Origin of the sequence: Streptomyces sp. NPDC004542 (assembly GCF_040610035.1) — a bacterium.
In the GTDB taxonomy this organism is placed as follows: Bacteria; Actinomycetota; Actinomycetes; order Streptomycetales; family Streptomycetaceae; genus Streptomyces.
Map to the genome: position 1 here is coordinate 24,005 of NZ_JBEXLP010000047.1, position 15,654 is coordinate 39,658.

Consider the following 15,654-nt stretch of genomic DNA (forward strand, 5'->3'; position numbering starts at 1 on the left):
GGCGTCCCCGGCCGAGGGCGCCCACCGGTGTCGTACGACTGCTCTCCCTCCCTGCCGCTAGAGGGCCTGGGCGGCGGGCTTCACCATGTTCCGTACCGTACGGGCCTTGACGAAGTCGCCCATCGCGGTCATGTCCCACTCGCCGGAGAACTGCCGGATGAGCTTGGCCATCATCACGCCCGTCTGCGGTTCGGCGTTGGTGAGGTCGAAGCGGACCAGTTCCTCGCCGGTCGCGGCGTCCAGGAGGCGGCAGTAGGCCTTGGCGACCTCGGTGAACTTCTGTCCGGAGAAGGAGTTCACGGTGAAGACCAGGCCGGTGACCTCCTGCGGCAGGCGGCCGAGGTCGACCGTGATCACCTCGTCGTCCCCGCCGCCCTCACCGGTGAGGTTGTCACCGGAGTGCTTCACGGCGCCGCCGAGGATCGTGAGCTTGCCGAAGTAGCAGCTGTCGAGGTGGTTGCGCTGCGGGCCGTAGGCGATGACCGACGCGTCCAGGTCGATGTCCTTGCCGCGGAACGCCGGTTCCCAGCCGAGGCCCATCCGGACCTGTGACAGCAGCGGGCGGCCGCCCTTGACGAGGGAGACGGTCTGGTTCTTCTGGAGACTGACCCGGCCCTTGTCGAGGTTGACCTTCCCGGCACCGGGGGCGGGTGCCGCGGGCGGGGCCGGCGGGGCGGCGGGGACCGGGGGTGCGGCGACCGGCGCCACCGGAGCGGGGACCGGCTGCGGGGCGGGCGCCGCGGCCGGGGCCGGTTCCTCGACCGTCACACCGAAGTCGGTCGCGATGCCCGCCAGCCCGTTGGCGTACCCCTGGCCCACGGCGCGGGCCTTCCACTGCCCGCCCCGCAGATAGATCTCCACCACCACCAGTGCCGTCTCGGTGCCGAGCTGCGGCGGCGTGAACGTGGCCAGTACGGAGCCGTCCTCGGCGTTGCGGATGGTCGCCGTGGGCTCGATGCCCTGGAAGGTCTGTCCCGCCGCGTCCGGGCTCGCCGTGACGACGATCTTCTCGATGCCGGGCGGTACGGCGGTGGTGTCGACGGTGATCGCGTCCGGTGCCGTGCCGCCGCCCGAGCGGTACGTCACGCCCGGGCCGGCGGGCTGGTTGTAGAAGATGAAGTCGTCGTCGGAGCGCACCTTGCCGTCGGCGGTCAGCAGCAGGCCCGACACGTCGAGCCGCACCGGGGCGGCGACGTCCACCGCCACGCGGGAGGCGGACAGGGGGATGTTCGAGCCAGGGGTCATAGCTGTCATGCCGGGTGAACGAGCGAGGCCGCTTTACCGTTCCCTTACCCAGGCGGACGCCGGAGGGGCTGTTCGCGGTCCGTCCGGCGTCCGACTCCGCTACGGCACCACCACGATCTTGCGTCCCACCCCCGCCGCGAACTGCTCCAGCGCCTGCGGGTAGCGCTCCAGTGGGATCCGGTCGCTGATGAAGACCTCCGGGTCCAGCACCCCGTTCGCGAACAGCTCGGCCGCGCGTTCGAAGCTGTGCAGCACCGCCATCGAACCGGTGATGGTGATCTCCTGGTTGTAGACGCGGTACGGGTCGATCGTCACCCGCGTCGCGTAGTCGGCCACCCCGAACTGCAGGAACGTGCCCGCCTTCGCCACCCGTCCCAGCCCGTCCTGGATCGCCGCCGCGTTGCCGGTCGCGTCGACGACCAGGTCCCAGCCCTGAGGGCGGTCCAGTTCGTCGGCGTCGCCCGCGGCCGCCGAGACGCCCAGCCGTCGCGCCGTCTGAAGCCGGGCGGGGTTCACGTCCACCACGTCCACGCTCGCCGCGCCGGTGCGCTTGGCGAGTTCCAGCATCATCAGGCCCATGGTTCCGGAGCCGTACACGAGCACGTGGGCGCCGAGGCGGGAGCGCAGGACGTCGTAGCCCCGTACCGCGCAGGACAGGGGTTCCACCAGGGCCGCGTCCTGGGTGCGGACGTGCTCGGGGAGCTTGACGCAGTTGGCCACCGGTGCCACCGCGTACCGTGCCGCACCGCCCGCCGTGGTCACGCCGATCGCGGCCCACCGCTCGCAGAGGTTGTTGTGGCCGGTGCGGCAGTAGCGGCATTCGTGGCAGTAGAGGGAGGGGTCGACGGCCACGCGGTCACCGGCCGAGACCTCGGTGACCTGGGTGCCGACCCCGACCACCTCGCCGGCGAACTCGTGCCCGGGCACGATGGGCAGCTTCGGCGCGAACTCGCCCTGGAGGATGTGCAGGTCGGTGCCGCACAGTCCGCAGGCCGCGACCTCCACGACGACCTCGCGGGGGCCGGGCGTGGGGTCGGGGACCTCGGTGACGACGGCACGGCCCACGGACTCGATGACGGCGGCCTTCATTTCACGGCTCCCAGCGACAGGCCCTGGACCAGCTTGTCCTGGGCGGCGAACCCCGCGGCGAGCACCGGCAGGGAGATGACGAGCGACGCGGCGCACACCTTGGCCAGGAACAGGCCCTGGCTGGTGATGAAGCCGGTCAGGAAGACCGGGGCGGTCTGCGCCACCACGCCCGTGAGAACCCGGGCGAACAGCAGCTCGTTCCAGCTGAAGATGAAGCAGATCAGGGCGGTGGCCGCGATCCCCGGCAGGGCGATCGGCGCCACGACGCGCGCGAGGACCGTCGGCAGCCGCGCGCCGTCCACCCGGGCGGCCTCGATGACCGCCACGGGGACCTCGGCCAGGAAGGACTGCATCATCCAGACCGCGATCGGCAGGTTCATGGAGGTGTAGAGGACGACCAGCAGCCAGATGTCGTCCAGCATCCCGGTGTTCTTGGCGAAGAGGTAGACCGGCAGCAGGCCCGCCACGGCCGGCAGCATCTTCGTGGACAGGAAGAAGAACAGCACGTCCGTCCACTTCCGCACCGGCCGGATCGACAGCGCGTACGCCGCCGGCAGGGCCAGCAGCAGGACCAGGAGCGTGGATGCGACCGAGGCCACGGCGGAGTTGGCCAGGGCGGGCCAGGGGCTGGCCCCGCCGCCCGTGCCGAAGAACTCGCGGTAGCCGTCGAGGGTCGGCGACGCCGCGAAGGAGGGCGGGTTGGTGGCGGCGTCGGCTTCCGAGTGCAAGGACGTCAGGACCATCCAGGCGAGGGGCAGGAAGAAGACGATGCCGGCCAGCCAGGCCACCAGGCCGAGGCCCCTGCCCTTGCGGCGGGCGCGTACGGCGACGGTGCTCATGCGCGGGACACCTCCTCGCGGAACAGGGACGACACCACGCGCAGGGCGAAGGTGGCGATGACGATCGAGCCGATGACCACCAGGACGCCGGCGGCCGAGGCGAGGCCGTTCTCGTGGGCCTGGTAGAAGCTCTGGTAGACGGTGTAGGGCAGGTTGGCGGTGCCCAGGCCGCCGGACGTGATGGTGAAGACCGCGTCGAAGTTCTGGACGATGTAGATCGAGCCGAGCAGGGCGCCCAGCTCCAGGTACCGGCGCAGGAGCGGCAGTGTGAGGTGGCGGAAGATCTGCCAGTCGCTCGCGCCGTCCACCCGGGCGGCCTCGATCTGCTGCTGGTCGCGGCTCTGCAGCCCGGCGAGCAGGATCAGCATCATGAAGGGCGTCCACTGCCACACCAGGGAGGCCTCCACCGCGAGCAGCGGGGTGCGGGAGATCCAGTCGGGCTGCGGACCGCCCACGTAGTGCAACAGGCCGTTGAGCAGGCCGTACTCGGGGTTGTAGAGCACGTGCTTCCAGAGCAGGGCGGCGGCCACCGGGACCACCAGGAACGGAGCGATCAGCAGCGTGCGGACCACGCCCCGGCCGCGGAACCTGCGGTCCAGCAGCAGCGCGAGGGCCAGGCCCAGGACCAGGCAGGCCAGGACCACCGCCACGGTCAGCAGCACGGTCGTCCACACCGAGTGGCGCAGGCCGGCGTCGGTCAGCAGCTGGCGGTAGTTGTCGAGGCCGGTGAAGTGGCGGGCCTGGGGGTAGAGGGCGTTCCAGTCGAAGAAGGAGATCACCAGCGTGGCCACGAACGGCAGCTGGGTCACGGCGATCATGAAGACGAGGGCGGGGAGCAGCGGGGCACGGGTGGCCCAGGCGCGCAGCCGGGCGGAGGGCTGCCGGGTGGCGCGCAGGGGAGCGGTGGCCACGGGGGCCGTGGTGGTGGCGGTCATCGTCCCTCGTACTCCTCGGAGATCCGCTCGGCGAGCTGCTGGGATTTCTTCAGGGCCGCGCCTGTGGACTGGCGTCCGGCGATGGCCGCGCTGATCTCCTGGGAGACCTTGGTGCCGAGGTCGGTGAACTCGGGTATGCCGACGAACTGGATGCCGGGCGCGGGGCGCGGCTGGACCCCGGGGTCGTCCGGCCGGGCGTTCTCGATGGCGTCCTTGGTCATCTCCTGGAAGGCGGCGGCCTCCTCGCGGTAGGCGGGGTCGGCGTACGTCGACGCGCGCTTGCCCGCCGGGACGTCCGCCCAGCCGATCTCGTTCCCGACCAGCTGCTCGTACTGCTTGCCGGACGCCCAGGAGACGAACTTCCAGGCCTTGTCCGGGTTGCGGGACGCCTTCTGGATGCCCCAGGCCCAGGTGTAGAGCCAGCCGGAGGACTTCGTCCGCTCGACCGGGGCGGGGGCGTAGCCCAGCTTGCCCTTGACCGGGGAGCCCTTCGCCTCCAGGGGACCGGCCGCCGAGGTGGCGTCGTACCACATGGCGACCTTGCCCTGGGTCATGTTGTTGAGGCACTCGGCGAACCCGGACTGGGCGGCACCGGACTCGCCGTGCGCGCGGACCAGGCCGACGTAGAACCGGGTGGCCTTCGCGAACTCGGGGGAGTCGAGGCGGGCCTTCCAGTCCTTGTCGAACCAGGTGCCGCCGAAGGTGTTCACGACGGTGGTGAGGGGGGCCATCAGCTCGCCCCAGCCGGGCAGGCCGCGCAGGCAGATGCCCTTCATGCCGGGTCTGGCGCCGTCCAGTTCGGCGGCCAGGTCCGCCACCTGGGTCCAGGTCGGGTGCGCGGGCATGGTGAGGCCCTTCGCCTCGAAGACGTCCTTGCGGTACATCAGGAAGGACGACTCGCCGTAGAAGGGCTGGCCGTAGAGCTTGCCGTCGTCCGCGGTGAGGGACTGGCGCATCGGTCCCAGGACGTCCTGCTCGTCGTACGCCGGGTCCTTCGCGACGTAGTCGTCCATCTCGTGCAGCCAGCCGTTGCGGGCGTAGATCGGTATCTCGTAGTTGGACAGGGTGGCCACGTCGTACTGGCCGGCCTGGTTGGCGAAGTCCTGGCTGATCTTGTCGCGGACGTCGTTCTCGGGCAGGACCGTGAAGTTGACCTTGATGCCGGTCTCTTCGGTGAAGTGGGCGGCGGTGAGCTTCTGGAGTTCGGTCATCTGGGGGTTGTTGACCATCAGGACGTTGATGGAGTCGCCGCCGGAACCGGACCCGCCCGCGCCGACCCAGCAGCCGGAGAGCAGCGGGGCGAGCAGCGTCCCTGCGGCGGCCAGGGCGAGCGTGGCTCGCGACGGCCGTCGTCGGCTCTGGGTTCGCATGGATCGCTCCTGGACATAGAGGGATTTTCGGGACGTGTCGTGGCGTGGATGCGCCCCGGGGGATGGGGTCGGCGCTGGAGGCGGGGGTCGCTGTGCACGGGGGGTGCCGCCCACGGGTGGGCCGGCTGTTCGCCGGGTCAGACCCGGATCACCTGGGGTCCGAGCAGGGAGTACCGGTGGGCCTCGGCCGCGGGCAGGAGCGTGCTCGTCACGATCGTCTCCAGGGCGCCGATCTCGGCGAACCGGCAGAAGCTGACCGCGCCGAACTTGGTGTGCACCCCGGCGAAGACGGTGCGCCGGGCGGCGCGGATCGCCTGGGCCTTCACCTCGCTGACCGCCGGGTCGGGAGTGGTCAGGCCGTGTTCGCGGGAGATGCCGTTGGCGCCGACGTAGGCGAGGTCGACGACGAAACCGGCGAGCATCTTCGTCGTCCAGTGGTCGACGGTGGCCAGTGTGCCGGGGCGGACCCGGCCGCCCAGCAGCAGGACGGAGACGTTCTCGGCCTCGGCGAGCGCGCCGGCGACCGGCAGGGACGCGGTGACCACGGTCAGCGGCCGGTCCCCGGGCAGGTTCTCGGCGATGAGCTGTGGGGTGAAGCCCTCGTCGACGAAGACGGTCTCCGCGTCCCCGGCCAGCTCGGCCGCGGCGGCCGCGATCCGGCGCTTCTCGGGGACGTGGCTGGTGGCGCGGAAGGCGAGCGTCGTCTCGAACCCGGCGCTCTCCACCGGGTAGGCGCCGCCGTGGGTGCGGCGCACCAGGCCGTGGTCCTCCAGGGCCCGCAGGTCGCGCCGGATGGTCTCCTTGGCCACGCGCAGCTCGGCGGCCAGCCCGTTGACGTCGACCGAGCCGGTGGCGCGCGCCGCCCGCACGATCTCGCGCCGGCGTTCCTCCGCCGTCCTGCCTTCCACGCCCCGCACCTCCCGCCGTGTGCCCGTTCGGGCCCGGTGGGGCCCGTGAGGGAAGTTGTACAGCGGGCTCCGGGCACTGGACAGGCCTGTTGCCCGCCCGATACTGCCCGGGTGTGCCCGTTCTCCCTCGGCTGTGCCCGCCGCAGACCTGCGGGGGCGTGTGCGGGGGCGTGGGACCGGGCGGGACCGGTGCCCGGACAGGGCGGCGGGCGGGCCCGTTCGGTGCCCGCCCGCCGCCGCGCAGGGTCGTTTTTCCGCCGGTCGGTGTACCGGTCACCGGGCCGGCCGGTGTGCCGGTCAGTACGGCCAGATCGGCGGGTCGTTCACGAAGTGGCCGCCGAGGTGGACGTGGGCCGGGTTGTCCGGGTCCAGCTCGCCGTGCTCCGCGATGAGCTTCCCGGCGTACGGCTCGGAGTCGTCCTGCGGCTCGTAGCCGAGCGCACGCGCGCTCGTCAGGTCCCACCACAGCCGCGTGTTGGCGGACGAGCCGTGGACGACGGTGTGGCCGACACCCTCGGCGGTCAGGGCCGCGTGGAACAGGCGGGCGCCGTCGGCCGGGCTCATCCACACCGAGAGCATGCGCACGCTGGTCGGCTCCGGGAAGCAGGAACCGATGCGCACGGAGACGGTCTCCAGGCCGTGCTTGTCCCAGTAGAGCTGCGCGAGGTCCTCGCCGAAGGACTTGGACAGGCCGTAGAAGGTGTCCGGGCGGTGCGGCGTGTCGATGGGGATCAGCTCGCCCGGGGCGAACGGCGCGGCGCCCCGGGGGGCCGGGGTGAAGCCCACCGCGTGGTTGGAGGAGGCGAAGACGATGCGCGGCACACCCTCCTGGCGGGCCGCCTCGTAGAGGTTGTAGGTGCCCTCGATGTTCGCCCGGAGGATCTTCTCGAAGGGCGCTTCCAGGGAGATGCCCGCGAGGTGCACGATCGCGTCGACGCCCCGGACCGCCTCGCGCAGGGCGTCCTCGTCGGCGAGGTCGGCGGTGATCGCCTCGGGCGCGTCCTCGATGGGGCGCACGTCGAACAGGCGCAGGTCGTAGCCGTATTCCGGGAGCAGGCCGCGCATCAGGGTGCCGAGCCCGCCTGCGGCGCCGGTGAGCAGAACGGTGCGGGGTGCGGGCATCCTCGGGTCTCCTTGGCTCTGGTGGCGCGTCCACGCCCGGACGTCCGGCTCGGATGTCCGGCCATGTGCCTGGTATTCACATGCGTGGACACGGTAGGGAGGGGCGGTGCGCCGGGTCAAGTGTGCCGTGGAGTGCGTAAATCCGCCGCTGTGTCGCGCGTTCGTGCGCTTGACCCGCGCTGAGGGGGCCCCTTAGCGTGGCAGTGTTCAGAAATATAGACACCGATCAGAAATATGCACCGACAGGGAGAGCCCGTGACGCCAGCCCCGCTCGCCGCTCGTCTCAGCGCCCCCCGGGGGCCGCTGTTCTTCCCCGTCACCGCGTACGGCCCGGACGGCTCGATCGACCTCGACGTCTACCGCACGCACGTGCGCCGGGGCGTCGACGCGGGGGCCGCCGCCGTGTTCGCCTGCTGCGGCACCGGCGAGTTCCACGCCCTGCTGCCCGAGGAGTTCGAGGCCTGCGTACGGGCGGCGGTCGAGGCGACCGGGGGCCGCGTACCGGTCGTCGCGGGCGCCGGATACGGCACCGCGCTCGCCGTGCGGTACGCGGCGCTGGCGCGGACGGCCGGGGCCGACGGCCTGCTCGCCATGCCGCCGTACCTGGTCGTCCCCGGCCAGGAGGGCCTGCTGCGCCACTACCGGGAGATCGCCGCGGCCGGCGGGCTGCCCGTGATCGTCTACCAGCGCGACAACGCGGTGTTCACCCCCGAGACCGTCGTCGAACTGGCCCGCACCGAGGGGATCATCGGCTTCAAGGACGGCCTGGGCGACCTCGACCTGATGCAGCGGATCGTCAGCGCCGTCCGCACCGACGCCCCCGGCGACTTCCTGTACTTCAACGGCCTGCCCACCGCCGAGCAGACCCAGCTCGCCTACCGCGCCATCGGCATCGGCCTGTACTCCTCCGCCGTGTTCTGCTTCGCGCCCGAGATCGCCCTCGCCTTCCACCGGGCGCTGGAGACGGAGGACCGGGCCACCGCCCGCCGCCTGCTGGACGGCTTCTACCGCCCGTTCGTCGAACTGCGCGCCCAGGGCCGCGGCTACGCCGTCGCCCTCGTCAAGGCGGGCGTACGGCTGCGCGGCCTGGACGTGGGGGAGGTGCGCTCCCCGCTGCACGAGCCGGCCGAGGATCATGTCAAGCAGCTCGCTCAGCTGATCGAGCGCGGATACGCACTGCTCGAGGAGGACGCGTGAAGGCGTCGGCGTTCGTCTACCCCTGGGACGTCAACGGGGACCCCGAGGCCCCCGCGCGGCTCGCGGGACTCGGCGTGGAGCAGGTGACCCTCGCCGCCGCCTACCACTCCACGCGCGCGCTGACCCCCCGCCACCCCCGCCACCGCATCGTCACCGCCGAGCACGCGGCGGTGCTCTACCCGGTCGACCCACGGCGCTGGGAGGGCCGCACCCCGCGCCCGTACCCGGCCGGCGACTGGGCCCCCGGCGACGCCTTCGGCGAGGCCGCCGACGCCCTCGCGGCGGCCGGCCTGGAGGTGCACACCTGGGTGGTCCTCGCGCACAACTCCCGCCTCGGCGCCGAGCACCCCGCCACCTCCGTCGTCAACGCCTACGGCGACCGCTACCCCTGGGCGCCCTGCATCGCCCAGCCCGCCACGCGCGCGTACCTAGTCGACCTGGCCGCCGAGGCAGCCGTACGGCCCGGGGCGCGCGGCACGGAGCTGGAGTCCCTCGGCTGGTACGGCCTCCAGCACCTGCACGCCCACGACAAGACCGCCGGCGTCGGCCTCGGGGAGGCCGGACAGTACCTGATGGCGCTGTGCTTCTGCCCGGCCTGCCGCGCGGGATACGCGGCGCAGGGCCTGGACGCCGACGGTCTGGCGGCCTCCGTACGGGCCGCGCTGGAGCCCCTGTGGCAGGGCGCGGCCACCGACGACGGGGGCTGGGCGGGCGTGGAGAAGCTCCTCGGCGAGGAGACGGCGGCCGCCACGCGCGCGTGGCGCGACCGGACCGCCCGCACGCTCCAGGAGGACGCGGTCGCCGCCGTCCGCGCCGCCGCGCCCGAGGGCTTCCAGGTGCTGCTGCACGCGGACCCCGTGTCCTACCACTGCGGCGCCAACGCGGGCGTGGACCCCGCGCACATCCTGTCCGTCGCGGACGGCGTGGTCGTGCCCTGCGCCGGCGGCACGGGACCGCTGACGCCCTTCGCCGGACAGGGCCGCCCGGACGCGGTGATCGCCGCCAACTTCACCGTGGTGTCCGGCATGGGCGGCAGCCCGGGCACCCTCGCGGCGGACGCGGCCCGGGCCCGGGAGCTGGGGGCGACTCAGCTGCGGCTGTATCACGCCGGGCTGGCGTCGGACGGGGATTTGGCGTCGGTGCGGGAGGCGCTGCGGTGAGCCAGTGAGCCGGCGGTGGCGAGCAGCCCGGCACCGACGAGCACCAGCAGCGGCCGGTGGTCGACGAGTTCGACGAGGGCGGCCCCGGCGGTCAGGCCGAGCACAGTGGGCGTGAACATCAGCGTGTCGGCGGTCGCGGTCGCCCGCCCCAGCACGTCGGCCGGGATCTCCCGCTGTACGGCGGTGTGGGCGGCGATCAGCACACAGGGCAGCCCGAGCCCGGCCGCCGCGCCGCCCGCCAGCACCACCGCGTCGTACGGCACCGCCCGCGCGGCCACCGCGACCGCCGTCAGCGCGATGCCGTACGCCGCGAACCGGCGCTCGCCGAGCCGCCGCAGCGCGGGCCCGCAAACCAGCCCGACCGCGACCGACCCGACGCCCTGGACGGCGTACATCACGCCCGTGTAGGCGGGGGAGTGGCCGAGGGCGTCGACGACGGCGTAGTTCAGGCTGCTGCCGAGCGAGGTGAGGCACATGGTCGTCCCGCCGGCCAGGACCAGCGGACGGAGCGTGGTGTGCGCCCACAGCCGGCGGGTGCCGTCGGCGGTCTGCCGCCACCAGTCGCCGCCGGCCGGTTCGGGGCGTTCCTCGCGGACCCTGAGCAGCGCGCACACTCCCGCCGCCAGTACGAAGGTGGCGGCGTCCAGCAGCGCGACGCCCGGCCCGCCGTACGCCGTGTACAGCGCCGCGCCGGCGAGCGGGGCGACCAGCTTCATGCCCTCGCGGGCGGTCGTCCGCAGTCCGTTGAAGTCGCCGAGCAGGGCGGGGTCGACGGCGGCGACGACGAGGGCGGAGCCGGCCGCGTCCTCGACGACGCCCGCCGCGCCGTAGCAGACGAGGACGGCCAGGAGCAGCCGGACGGAGGCGGGGGAGTCGACGGTCCACAGGGGCAGCAGGAGCCCGGCGAGGCCGAGGTTGACGCCGATCAGCAGGGGTTTGCGGCGGACCCGGTCGGCGAGGGTGCCGAGGGCGGGGCCGGCCAGAGTGGGGGCCCAGAGCGCGGCGGTGCACAGGGCGGCGAGGCCGTTGGATCCGGTGAGGTCCTTGACCCAGACGCCCGACACGAGCCAGAGCGCGGAACTGCCGAAGCCGGACACGACGATGCCGGTGAGGTAGAGGGCCGCGTTGCGGTCGCGGAGCAGGCGGGCCACGGTCCAGGAGGTGGTCATGCCGGTCATCGTGGGGCTGAGGCGGGCGGGTGAGCATCGGGCAGGTTCCCTAGATGTTCTGTCCCGGGAGGTGTGGACGGGTGAGACAGGTCTCGGCTGAGGGATCTTGAAATGGGTGAGGGCCTTCCGGTTCGGTGTGGATTGCGACGTCTCCACCAACAGAAAGGCCCTCGTGCCCCACTGGACGACGGCCGGCCGCCGCGCCGGGCCGCGGAACGCTTCCGGGTCGGTCACACCACCGCCGCACGCCGGGCGGGCCGCTGCCGGCAGCAGGGTGAGGCCGCCTGTTCGAACGGCACACCCGGCACCCGGCGCAAACAGGACGAGGAGGCCGTAGATCGGTGCACACGGCAGGCGGGCCGGGGCCGGGCGACCGTACGCTCCCCACCATGCCCCTCAGCCTCACGGTCCTCGGCACCGCCTCCCCGCACCCCGGCCCCGGCCGCCCCTGCTCCGGGTACCTGCTGCGTGGCGGGGGCGCCGAGGTGTGGGTGGACGCCGGGACCGGAACCTTCGCGGAGTTGCAGCGGCACACGGACCCGACGCGGCTGACGGCGATCTGGATCTCCCACCTGCACGCCGATCACAGTGCCGACCTGCTGGCCGCCGCCTACGCCTTCGCCTTCGGCGGACTCGCCCCGCCCGCGCCGATCCCGGTGTACGCGCCACAGGACTGCGCCCGCCGTCTGGCGGGCTTCTTCGGCCGGCCGGACGTGTCCTGGCTGAACCACGTCCTGCACTTCCGCCCCCTGTACGACGAGCACGTCGTCCAGCACTGGAACCTCCGCCTCACCGCCCGCGCCGTCGTCCACGACACCGAGGCGTACGGGCTGCGCGCCGAGTGCCAGGGAAGCGTCCTGGCCTACTCCGGGGACAGCGGCCCCTGCGCCGCCCTGGGTGAACTCGCCGTCCACGCGGACCTGTTCCTGTGCGAGGCGGACATCGACGAGCATCGCGACGGCGAACAGGTCCATCTGACGCCGGAGGACGCGGGGCGCGTCGCCCGGGAGGCGGGTGTGCGGGAGCTGCTGGTCACCCATGTCGGACCGACGCTCAGCCGTGAGACGGCGACCGCGCGCGCCGCCGTGGTGGCCGGACGGCCCACCGACTCCGCTCGTTAGGGTGAGACCAGAACCGTCTGACGCCCCCGCCCCGGCAACCTCAACTTCTCCCGTCGGAAGCATTGACGAAACACAAGCCGCCTCCTAGTTTCGTCGCGTCGTACTTCGTACGTCATATATGAGACGCGATACGCGAGATCAGATACGCGACACCGAGAGGCGCGCATGACCTCTGTGCCCACGCCGATCCCCTCCCGCACGCAGTACGTGCTGGAGGGGATCAAACACCGCATCCTCACCGGGCAGCTGACGCCCGGCCAGGCCCTGGTCGAGACGGAGCTCGCCGCGCAGTTCGGGGTGTCCAAGACTCCGGTGCGCGAGGCGCTCAAGACGCTGGCCGGGACCGGGCTGGTGGTGATGAGCCAGTACAAGGGCGTCACGGTGCGCATGGTGGACGCGGACATGGCCAGCGAGGTCTACGACGTACGGCTGCTGCTCGAGCCGGAGGCCCTGCGGCGCGCCGTGCGCCGGGGTGCCTCCCTCGACGCCGCCCGGGACGCGCTGCGACGGGCCGACGCGGCCGGCGACACCGCCGAACGCTCCCTGGCCAACCGGGAGTTCCACCGCGCGCTGTACCTGCCGTGCGGCAACCCGCTGCTCGGCCGGATGCTCGACGAGGTCCGCGATCAGGCCGCCCTGGTCTCGGCCGTCGCCTGGGCCGCCGACCCCTCGTGGGAGCGGGAGGCCGACGAGCACCGGGAGATCCTGCGGCTCGCCCTGGAAGGCGACGCGGACGGCGCCGCGGCCGCCCTGCACGCACACATCGCGTCGTTCGTCCGGCGCGCGTTCCCCCACGCCCTGCAAGAGGAAGGTCAGGAATGAGCGCGACGTTCGAGACCCAACGGGCCGCCCTGGCCGACGTGGTGGCGATCCCGGTGACCCCGTTCGCCGCGGACGGCGGCGTCGACCGGGACACCCACCGGGCCCTGCTGCGTCGACTGCTCGACGGCGGCATCACCACGCTCACCCCCAACGGCAACACCGGCGAGTTCTACGCCCTCACCCCCGAAGAGCGCCGCCTGGTCACGGAGCTGACCCTCGAGGAGGCCCGGGAGGACACCGTCGTCCTGGTCGGCGTCGGGCACGACGTGCCGACCGCGGTCGCCTCCGCCCGGCACGCCCGTGAGCACGGCGCGCAGATGGTGATGGTGCACCAGCCCGTCCACCCGTACGTCTCCCAGTCCGGCTGGGTCGACTACCACCGCGCCATCGCCGAGGCCGTCCCCGAACTGGGCGTGGTCCCCTACATCCGCAACGCCCAGCTCACCGGGGCCCGCCTCGCCGAACTCGCCGACGCCTGCCCGAACGTGATCGGCGTCAAGTACGCGGTCCCGGACGCGGCCCGGTTCGCCGCCTTCGCCCGGGACGCGGGCCTGGACCGCTTCGTGTGGGTGGCGGGCCTGGCCGAGCCGTACGCCCCCTCGTACTTCTCCGCGGGCGCCACCGGCTTCACCTCGGGGCTGGTGAACGTCGCCCCGGCCGTCTCGCTGAACATGATCGAAGCGCTCCGGTCCGGTGACTACCCGGCCGCCATGAAGGTCTGGGAGCAGATCCGCCGCTTCGAGGAACTGCGTGCCGCGAACGGCTCCGCCAACAACGTCACCGTCGTCAAGGAGGCACTCGCCTCCCTCGGACTGTGCCACCGCGACGTCCGCCCGCCGAGCAGGCCGCTGCCCGAGGACGAACGTGCGGAGGTCGCCGCCATCGTCGCCGGGTGGGCCATATGAAGAAGCCGGAAGAGCTCAGAAGCCACCAGTGGTACGGCACCGACGGACTGCGCTCCTTCAGCCACCGGGCCCGCACCCGCCAGCTCGGCTACCTGCCCGAGGAACACCTGGGCAAGCCCGTCATCGCGATCCTCAACACCTGGTCCGACATCAATCCTTGTCATGTACATCTAAGAGACCGGGCCCAGGCGGTGAAGCGGGGGGTCTGGCAGGCGGGCGGTTTCCCCCTCGAGTTCCCGGTCTCCACCCTCAGCGAGACCTTCCAGAAGCCGACCCCGATGCTCTACCGCAACATGCTCTCGATGGAGACCGAGGAACTGCTGCGGTCCTACCCGGTCGACGGCGCCGTCCTCATGGGCGGCTGCGACAAGTCCACCCCCGCCCTGCTCATGGGCGCCGCCAGCGTCGACCTGCCCACCGTCTTCGTGCCCGCCGGGCCCATGCTGCCGGGGCACTGGCGCAACGAGGTGCTCGGTTCCGGCACCGACATGTGGAAGTACTGGGACGACAAGCGGGCCGGCCTCATCGGCGACTGCGAGATGACCGAGCTGGAGAGCGGCCTCGCCCGCTCGCCCGGCCACTGCATGACCATGGGCACGGCCTCCACCCTGACCGCCGCCGCCGAGGCGCTCGGCGTGACCGTGCCGGGCGCGTCCAGCATCCCCGCGGTGGACTCCGGGCACGACCGGATGGCCGCCGCCTCCGGTCTGCGCGTCGTCGAACTGGTCCACCGGGACCGCAAGCTGTCCGACATCCTCACCCGCGAGGCCTTCGAGGACGCGGTGACCACCGTCCTCGGCCTCGGCGGTTCGACCAACGCCGTCATCCACCTGATCGCCATGGCCGGACGCGCCGGGATCCGCCTCACCCTCGACGACTTCGACCGCATCGCCCGCACGGTCCCGGTCCTCGCGAACGTCCGCCCCGGCGGACAGACGTACCTCATGGAGGACTTCCACTTCGCCGGCGGCCTGCCCGGGTTCCTCTCCCGGATCCCCGACCTGCTCCACCTCGACCGGCCGACCGTCTCCCACGACTCCCTGCGCGAGCAGATCGCCGGCGCCCGGGTGTACCAGGACGACGTCATCCGGCCCCGCGACAACCCGGTCGCCGCCGAGGGCGGGGTCGCGGTGCTGCGCGGCAACCTCTGCCCGGACGGCGCGGTCATCAAGCACATCGCCGCCGAACCGCACCTGCTCAAGCACACCGGGCCCGCGGTCGTCTTCGACGACTACCGGACGATGCAGCGGACCATCAACGACCCCGGTCTCGGCATCACCGCCGACAGCGTGCTCGTGCTGCGGGGCGCCGGCCCCAAGGGCGGGCCGGGCATGCCCGAGTACGGCATGCTCCCGATCCCTGACCACCTGCTCAAGCAGGGCGTGCGCGACATGGTGCGGATCTCCGACGCCCGCATGAGCGGGACGAGTTACGGCGCCTGCGTGCTGCACGTGGCACCGGAGTCGTACGTCGGCGGCCCGCTCGCGCTGGTCCGCACCGGGGACTCGATCACCCTCGACGTCGAGGCGCGCACCCTCCGGCTCAACGTCGACGACGAGGAACTCGAGCGGCGCCGGGCCACCTGGACGCCGCCGCCCACGCGCTACGAGCGCGGTTACGGCGCGCTCTACAACGACCAGATCACCCAGGCCGACACCGGCTGCGACTTCGAGTTCCTCGCCCGCCCCGGCAAGGTCGCGGACCCCTACGCGGGCTGACCCCGCCGGGGCCGGCCGACGCGCCGGCCCCTGCACACGAAGAAAGCGCTTCAC

General features: G+C 72.5%; 14 protein-coding genes. 6 read left to right on the forward strand and 8 right to left on the reverse strand.

All coding sequences use genetic code 11. From position 1 onward, the window contains the following. Positions 1-57: 57 nt before the first annotated feature. The 7 genes from ABZX30_RS24035 to ABZX30_RS24065 all read right to left on the reverse strand — a co-directional run bounded on the left by ABZX30_RS24035 (position 58) and on the right by ABZX30_RS24065 (position 7,508). Complete coding sequence (locus tag ABZX30_RS24035; protein WP_355936693.1) at positions 58-1,245, reverse strand: TerD family protein; 1,188 nt, start codon at positions 1,243-1,245, stop codon at positions 58-60. Between the two features lie 99 nt (positions 1,246-1,344). Then, positions 1,345-2,334: a zinc-dependent alcohol dehydrogenase family protein gene (locus ABZX30_RS24040; RefSeq protein WP_355936695.1), complete on the reverse strand. Its 990-nt coding sequence runs from the start codon at positions 2,332-2,334 to the stop codon at positions 1,345-1,347. Next, complete coding sequence (locus tag ABZX30_RS24045; RefSeq protein ID WP_355936698.1) at positions 2,331-3,173, reverse strand: carbohydrate ABC transporter permease; 843 nt, start codon at positions 3,171-3,173, stop codon at positions 2,331-2,333. Before ABZX30_RS24045 ends, ABZX30_RS24040 begins: the two co-directional genes overlap by 4 nt. Continuing rightward, positions 3,170-4,108: a sugar ABC transporter permease gene (locus ABZX30_RS24050; RefSeq protein WP_355936699.1), complete on the reverse strand. Its 939-nt coding sequence runs from the start codon at positions 4,106-4,108 to the stop codon at positions 3,170-3,172. Before ABZX30_RS24050 ends, ABZX30_RS24045 begins: the two co-directional genes overlap by 4 nt. Further along, a complete protein-coding gene (locus ABZX30_RS24055) occupies positions 4,105-5,478 on the reverse strand; it encodes a sugar ABC transporter substrate-binding protein (RefSeq protein ID WP_355936701.1) in 1,374 nt (457 codons plus the stop codon). The genes ABZX30_RS24050 and ABZX30_RS24055 overlap by 4 nt, the downstream gene beginning before the upstream one ends. Before the next feature lie 137 nt (positions 5,479-5,615). Then, entirely contained in the window at positions 5,616-6,386 is a 771-nt protein-coding gene (locus ABZX30_RS24060; protein ID WP_355936704.1) for a DeoR/GlpR family DNA-binding transcription regulator, read from the reverse strand. 297 nt (positions 6,387-6,683) lie between these two features. Continuing rightward, complete coding sequence (locus ABZX30_RS24065) at positions 6,684-7,508, reverse strand: NAD(P)-dependent oxidoreductase (RefSeq protein WP_355936706.1); 825 nt, start codon at positions 7,506-7,508, stop codon at positions 6,684-6,686. Positions 7,509-7,763: 255 nt separating this feature from the next. On the opposite strand from ABZX30_RS24065, the gene ABZX30_RS24070 reads away from it, so the two are divergent. Next, complete coding sequence (locus tag ABZX30_RS24070) at positions 7,764-8,705, forward strand: 5-dehydro-4-deoxyglucarate dehydratase (RefSeq protein WP_355936709.1); 942 nt, start codon at positions 7,764-7,766, stop codon at positions 8,703-8,705. Next, positions 8,702-9,865 carry a hypothetical protein gene (locus tag ABZX30_RS24075; protein ID WP_355936711.1) on the forward strand — a complete coding sequence of 388 codons (1,164 nt, stop codon included), beginning with the start codon at positions 8,702-8,704 and terminating at the stop codon, positions 9,863-9,865. The genes ABZX30_RS24070 and ABZX30_RS24075 overlap by 4 nt, the downstream gene beginning before the upstream one ends. Here ABZX30_RS24075 and ABZX30_RS24080 read toward each other — a convergent pair. Next, a complete protein-coding gene (locus ABZX30_RS24080; protein ID WP_355936713.1) occupies positions 9,808-11,034 on the reverse strand; it encodes an MFS transporter in 1,227 nt (408 codons plus the stop codon). The two genes, ABZX30_RS24075 and ABZX30_RS24080, sit on opposite strands and share 58 nt — an antisense overlap. A 389-nt stretch (positions 11,035-11,423) precedes the next feature. Here ABZX30_RS24080 and ABZX30_RS24085 point away from each other — a divergent pair, with 389 nt between their 5' ends. The 4 genes from ABZX30_RS24085 to araD all read left to right on the forward strand — a co-directional run bounded on the left by ABZX30_RS24085 (position 11,424) and on the right by araD (position 15,600). Then, on the forward strand, positions 11,424-12,155 hold the full coding sequence (locus ABZX30_RS24085) for an MBL fold metallo-hydrolase (protein ID WP_355936716.1): 732 nt from the start codon (positions 11,424-11,426) through the stop codon (positions 12,153-12,155). Between the two features lie 165 nt (positions 12,156-12,320). Further along, positions 12,321-12,977, forward strand: a complete 657-nt coding sequence (locus tag ABZX30_RS24090; protein WP_355936718.1) for a GntR family transcriptional regulator — start codon at positions 12,321-12,323, stop codon at positions 12,975-12,977. Beyond that, positions 12,974-13,882: a dihydrodipicolinate synthase family protein gene (locus ABZX30_RS24095; RefSeq protein WP_355936720.1), complete on the forward strand. Its 909-nt coding sequence runs from the start codon at positions 12,974-12,976 to the stop codon at positions 13,880-13,882. The genes ABZX30_RS24090 and ABZX30_RS24095 overlap by 4 nt, the downstream gene beginning before the upstream one ends. After that, the gene (gene araD, locus ABZX30_RS24100; RefSeq protein ID WP_355936723.1) at positions 13,879-15,600 is read left to right on the forward strand and encodes an L-arabinonate dehydratase; all 1,722 of its coding nucleotides are present in this window, start codon (positions 13,879-13,881) and stop codon (positions 15,598-15,600) included. The genes ABZX30_RS24095 and araD overlap by 4 nt, the downstream gene beginning before the upstream one ends. Positions 15,601-15,654 lie beyond the last annotated feature (54 nt).

Coding starts and splice junctions, on each gene's coding strand:
- ABZX30_RS24035 (WP_355936693.1), bottom strand. CDS start 1,245: ATGACCCCTGGCTCGAACATCCCCCTGTCCGCCTCCCGCGTGGCGGTG.
- ABZX30_RS24040 (WP_355936695.1), bottom strand. CDS start 2,334: ATGAAGGCCGCCGTCATCGAGTCCGTGGGCCGTGCCGTCGTCACCGAG.
- ABZX30_RS24045 (WP_355936698.1), bottom strand. CDS start 3,173: ATGAGCACCGTCGCCGTACGCGCCCGCCGCAAGGGCAGGGGCCTCGGC.
- ABZX30_RS24050 (WP_355936699.1), bottom strand. CDS start 4,108: ATGACCGCCACCACCACGGCCCCCGTGGCCACCGCTCCCCTGCGCGCC.
- ABZX30_RS24055 (WP_355936701.1), bottom strand. CDS start 5,478: ATGCGAACCCAGAGCCGACGACGGCCGTCGCGAGCCACGCTCGCCCTG.
- ABZX30_RS24065 (WP_355936706.1), bottom strand. CDS start 7,508: ATGCCCGCACCCCGCACCGTTCTGCTCACCGGCGCCGCAGGCGGGCTC.
- ABZX30_RS24080 (WP_355936713.1), bottom strand. CDS start 11,034: ATGACCACCTCCTGGACCGTGGCCCGCCTGCTCCGCGACCGCAACGCG.
- ABZX30_RS24085 (WP_355936716.1), top strand. CDS start 11,424: ATGCCCCTCAGCCTCACGGTCCTCGGCACCGCCTCCCCGCACCCCGGC.
- ABZX30_RS24090 (WP_355936718.1), top strand. CDS start 12,321: ATGACCTCTGTGCCCACGCCGATCCCCTCCCGCACGCAGTACGTGCTG.
- ABZX30_RS24095 (WP_355936720.1), top strand. CDS start 12,974: ATGAGCGCGACGTTCGAGACCCAACGGGCCGCCCTGGCCGACGTGGTG.
- araD (WP_355936723.1), top strand. CDS start 13,879: ATGAAGAAGCCGGAAGAGCTCAGAAGCCACCAGTGGTACGGCACCGAC.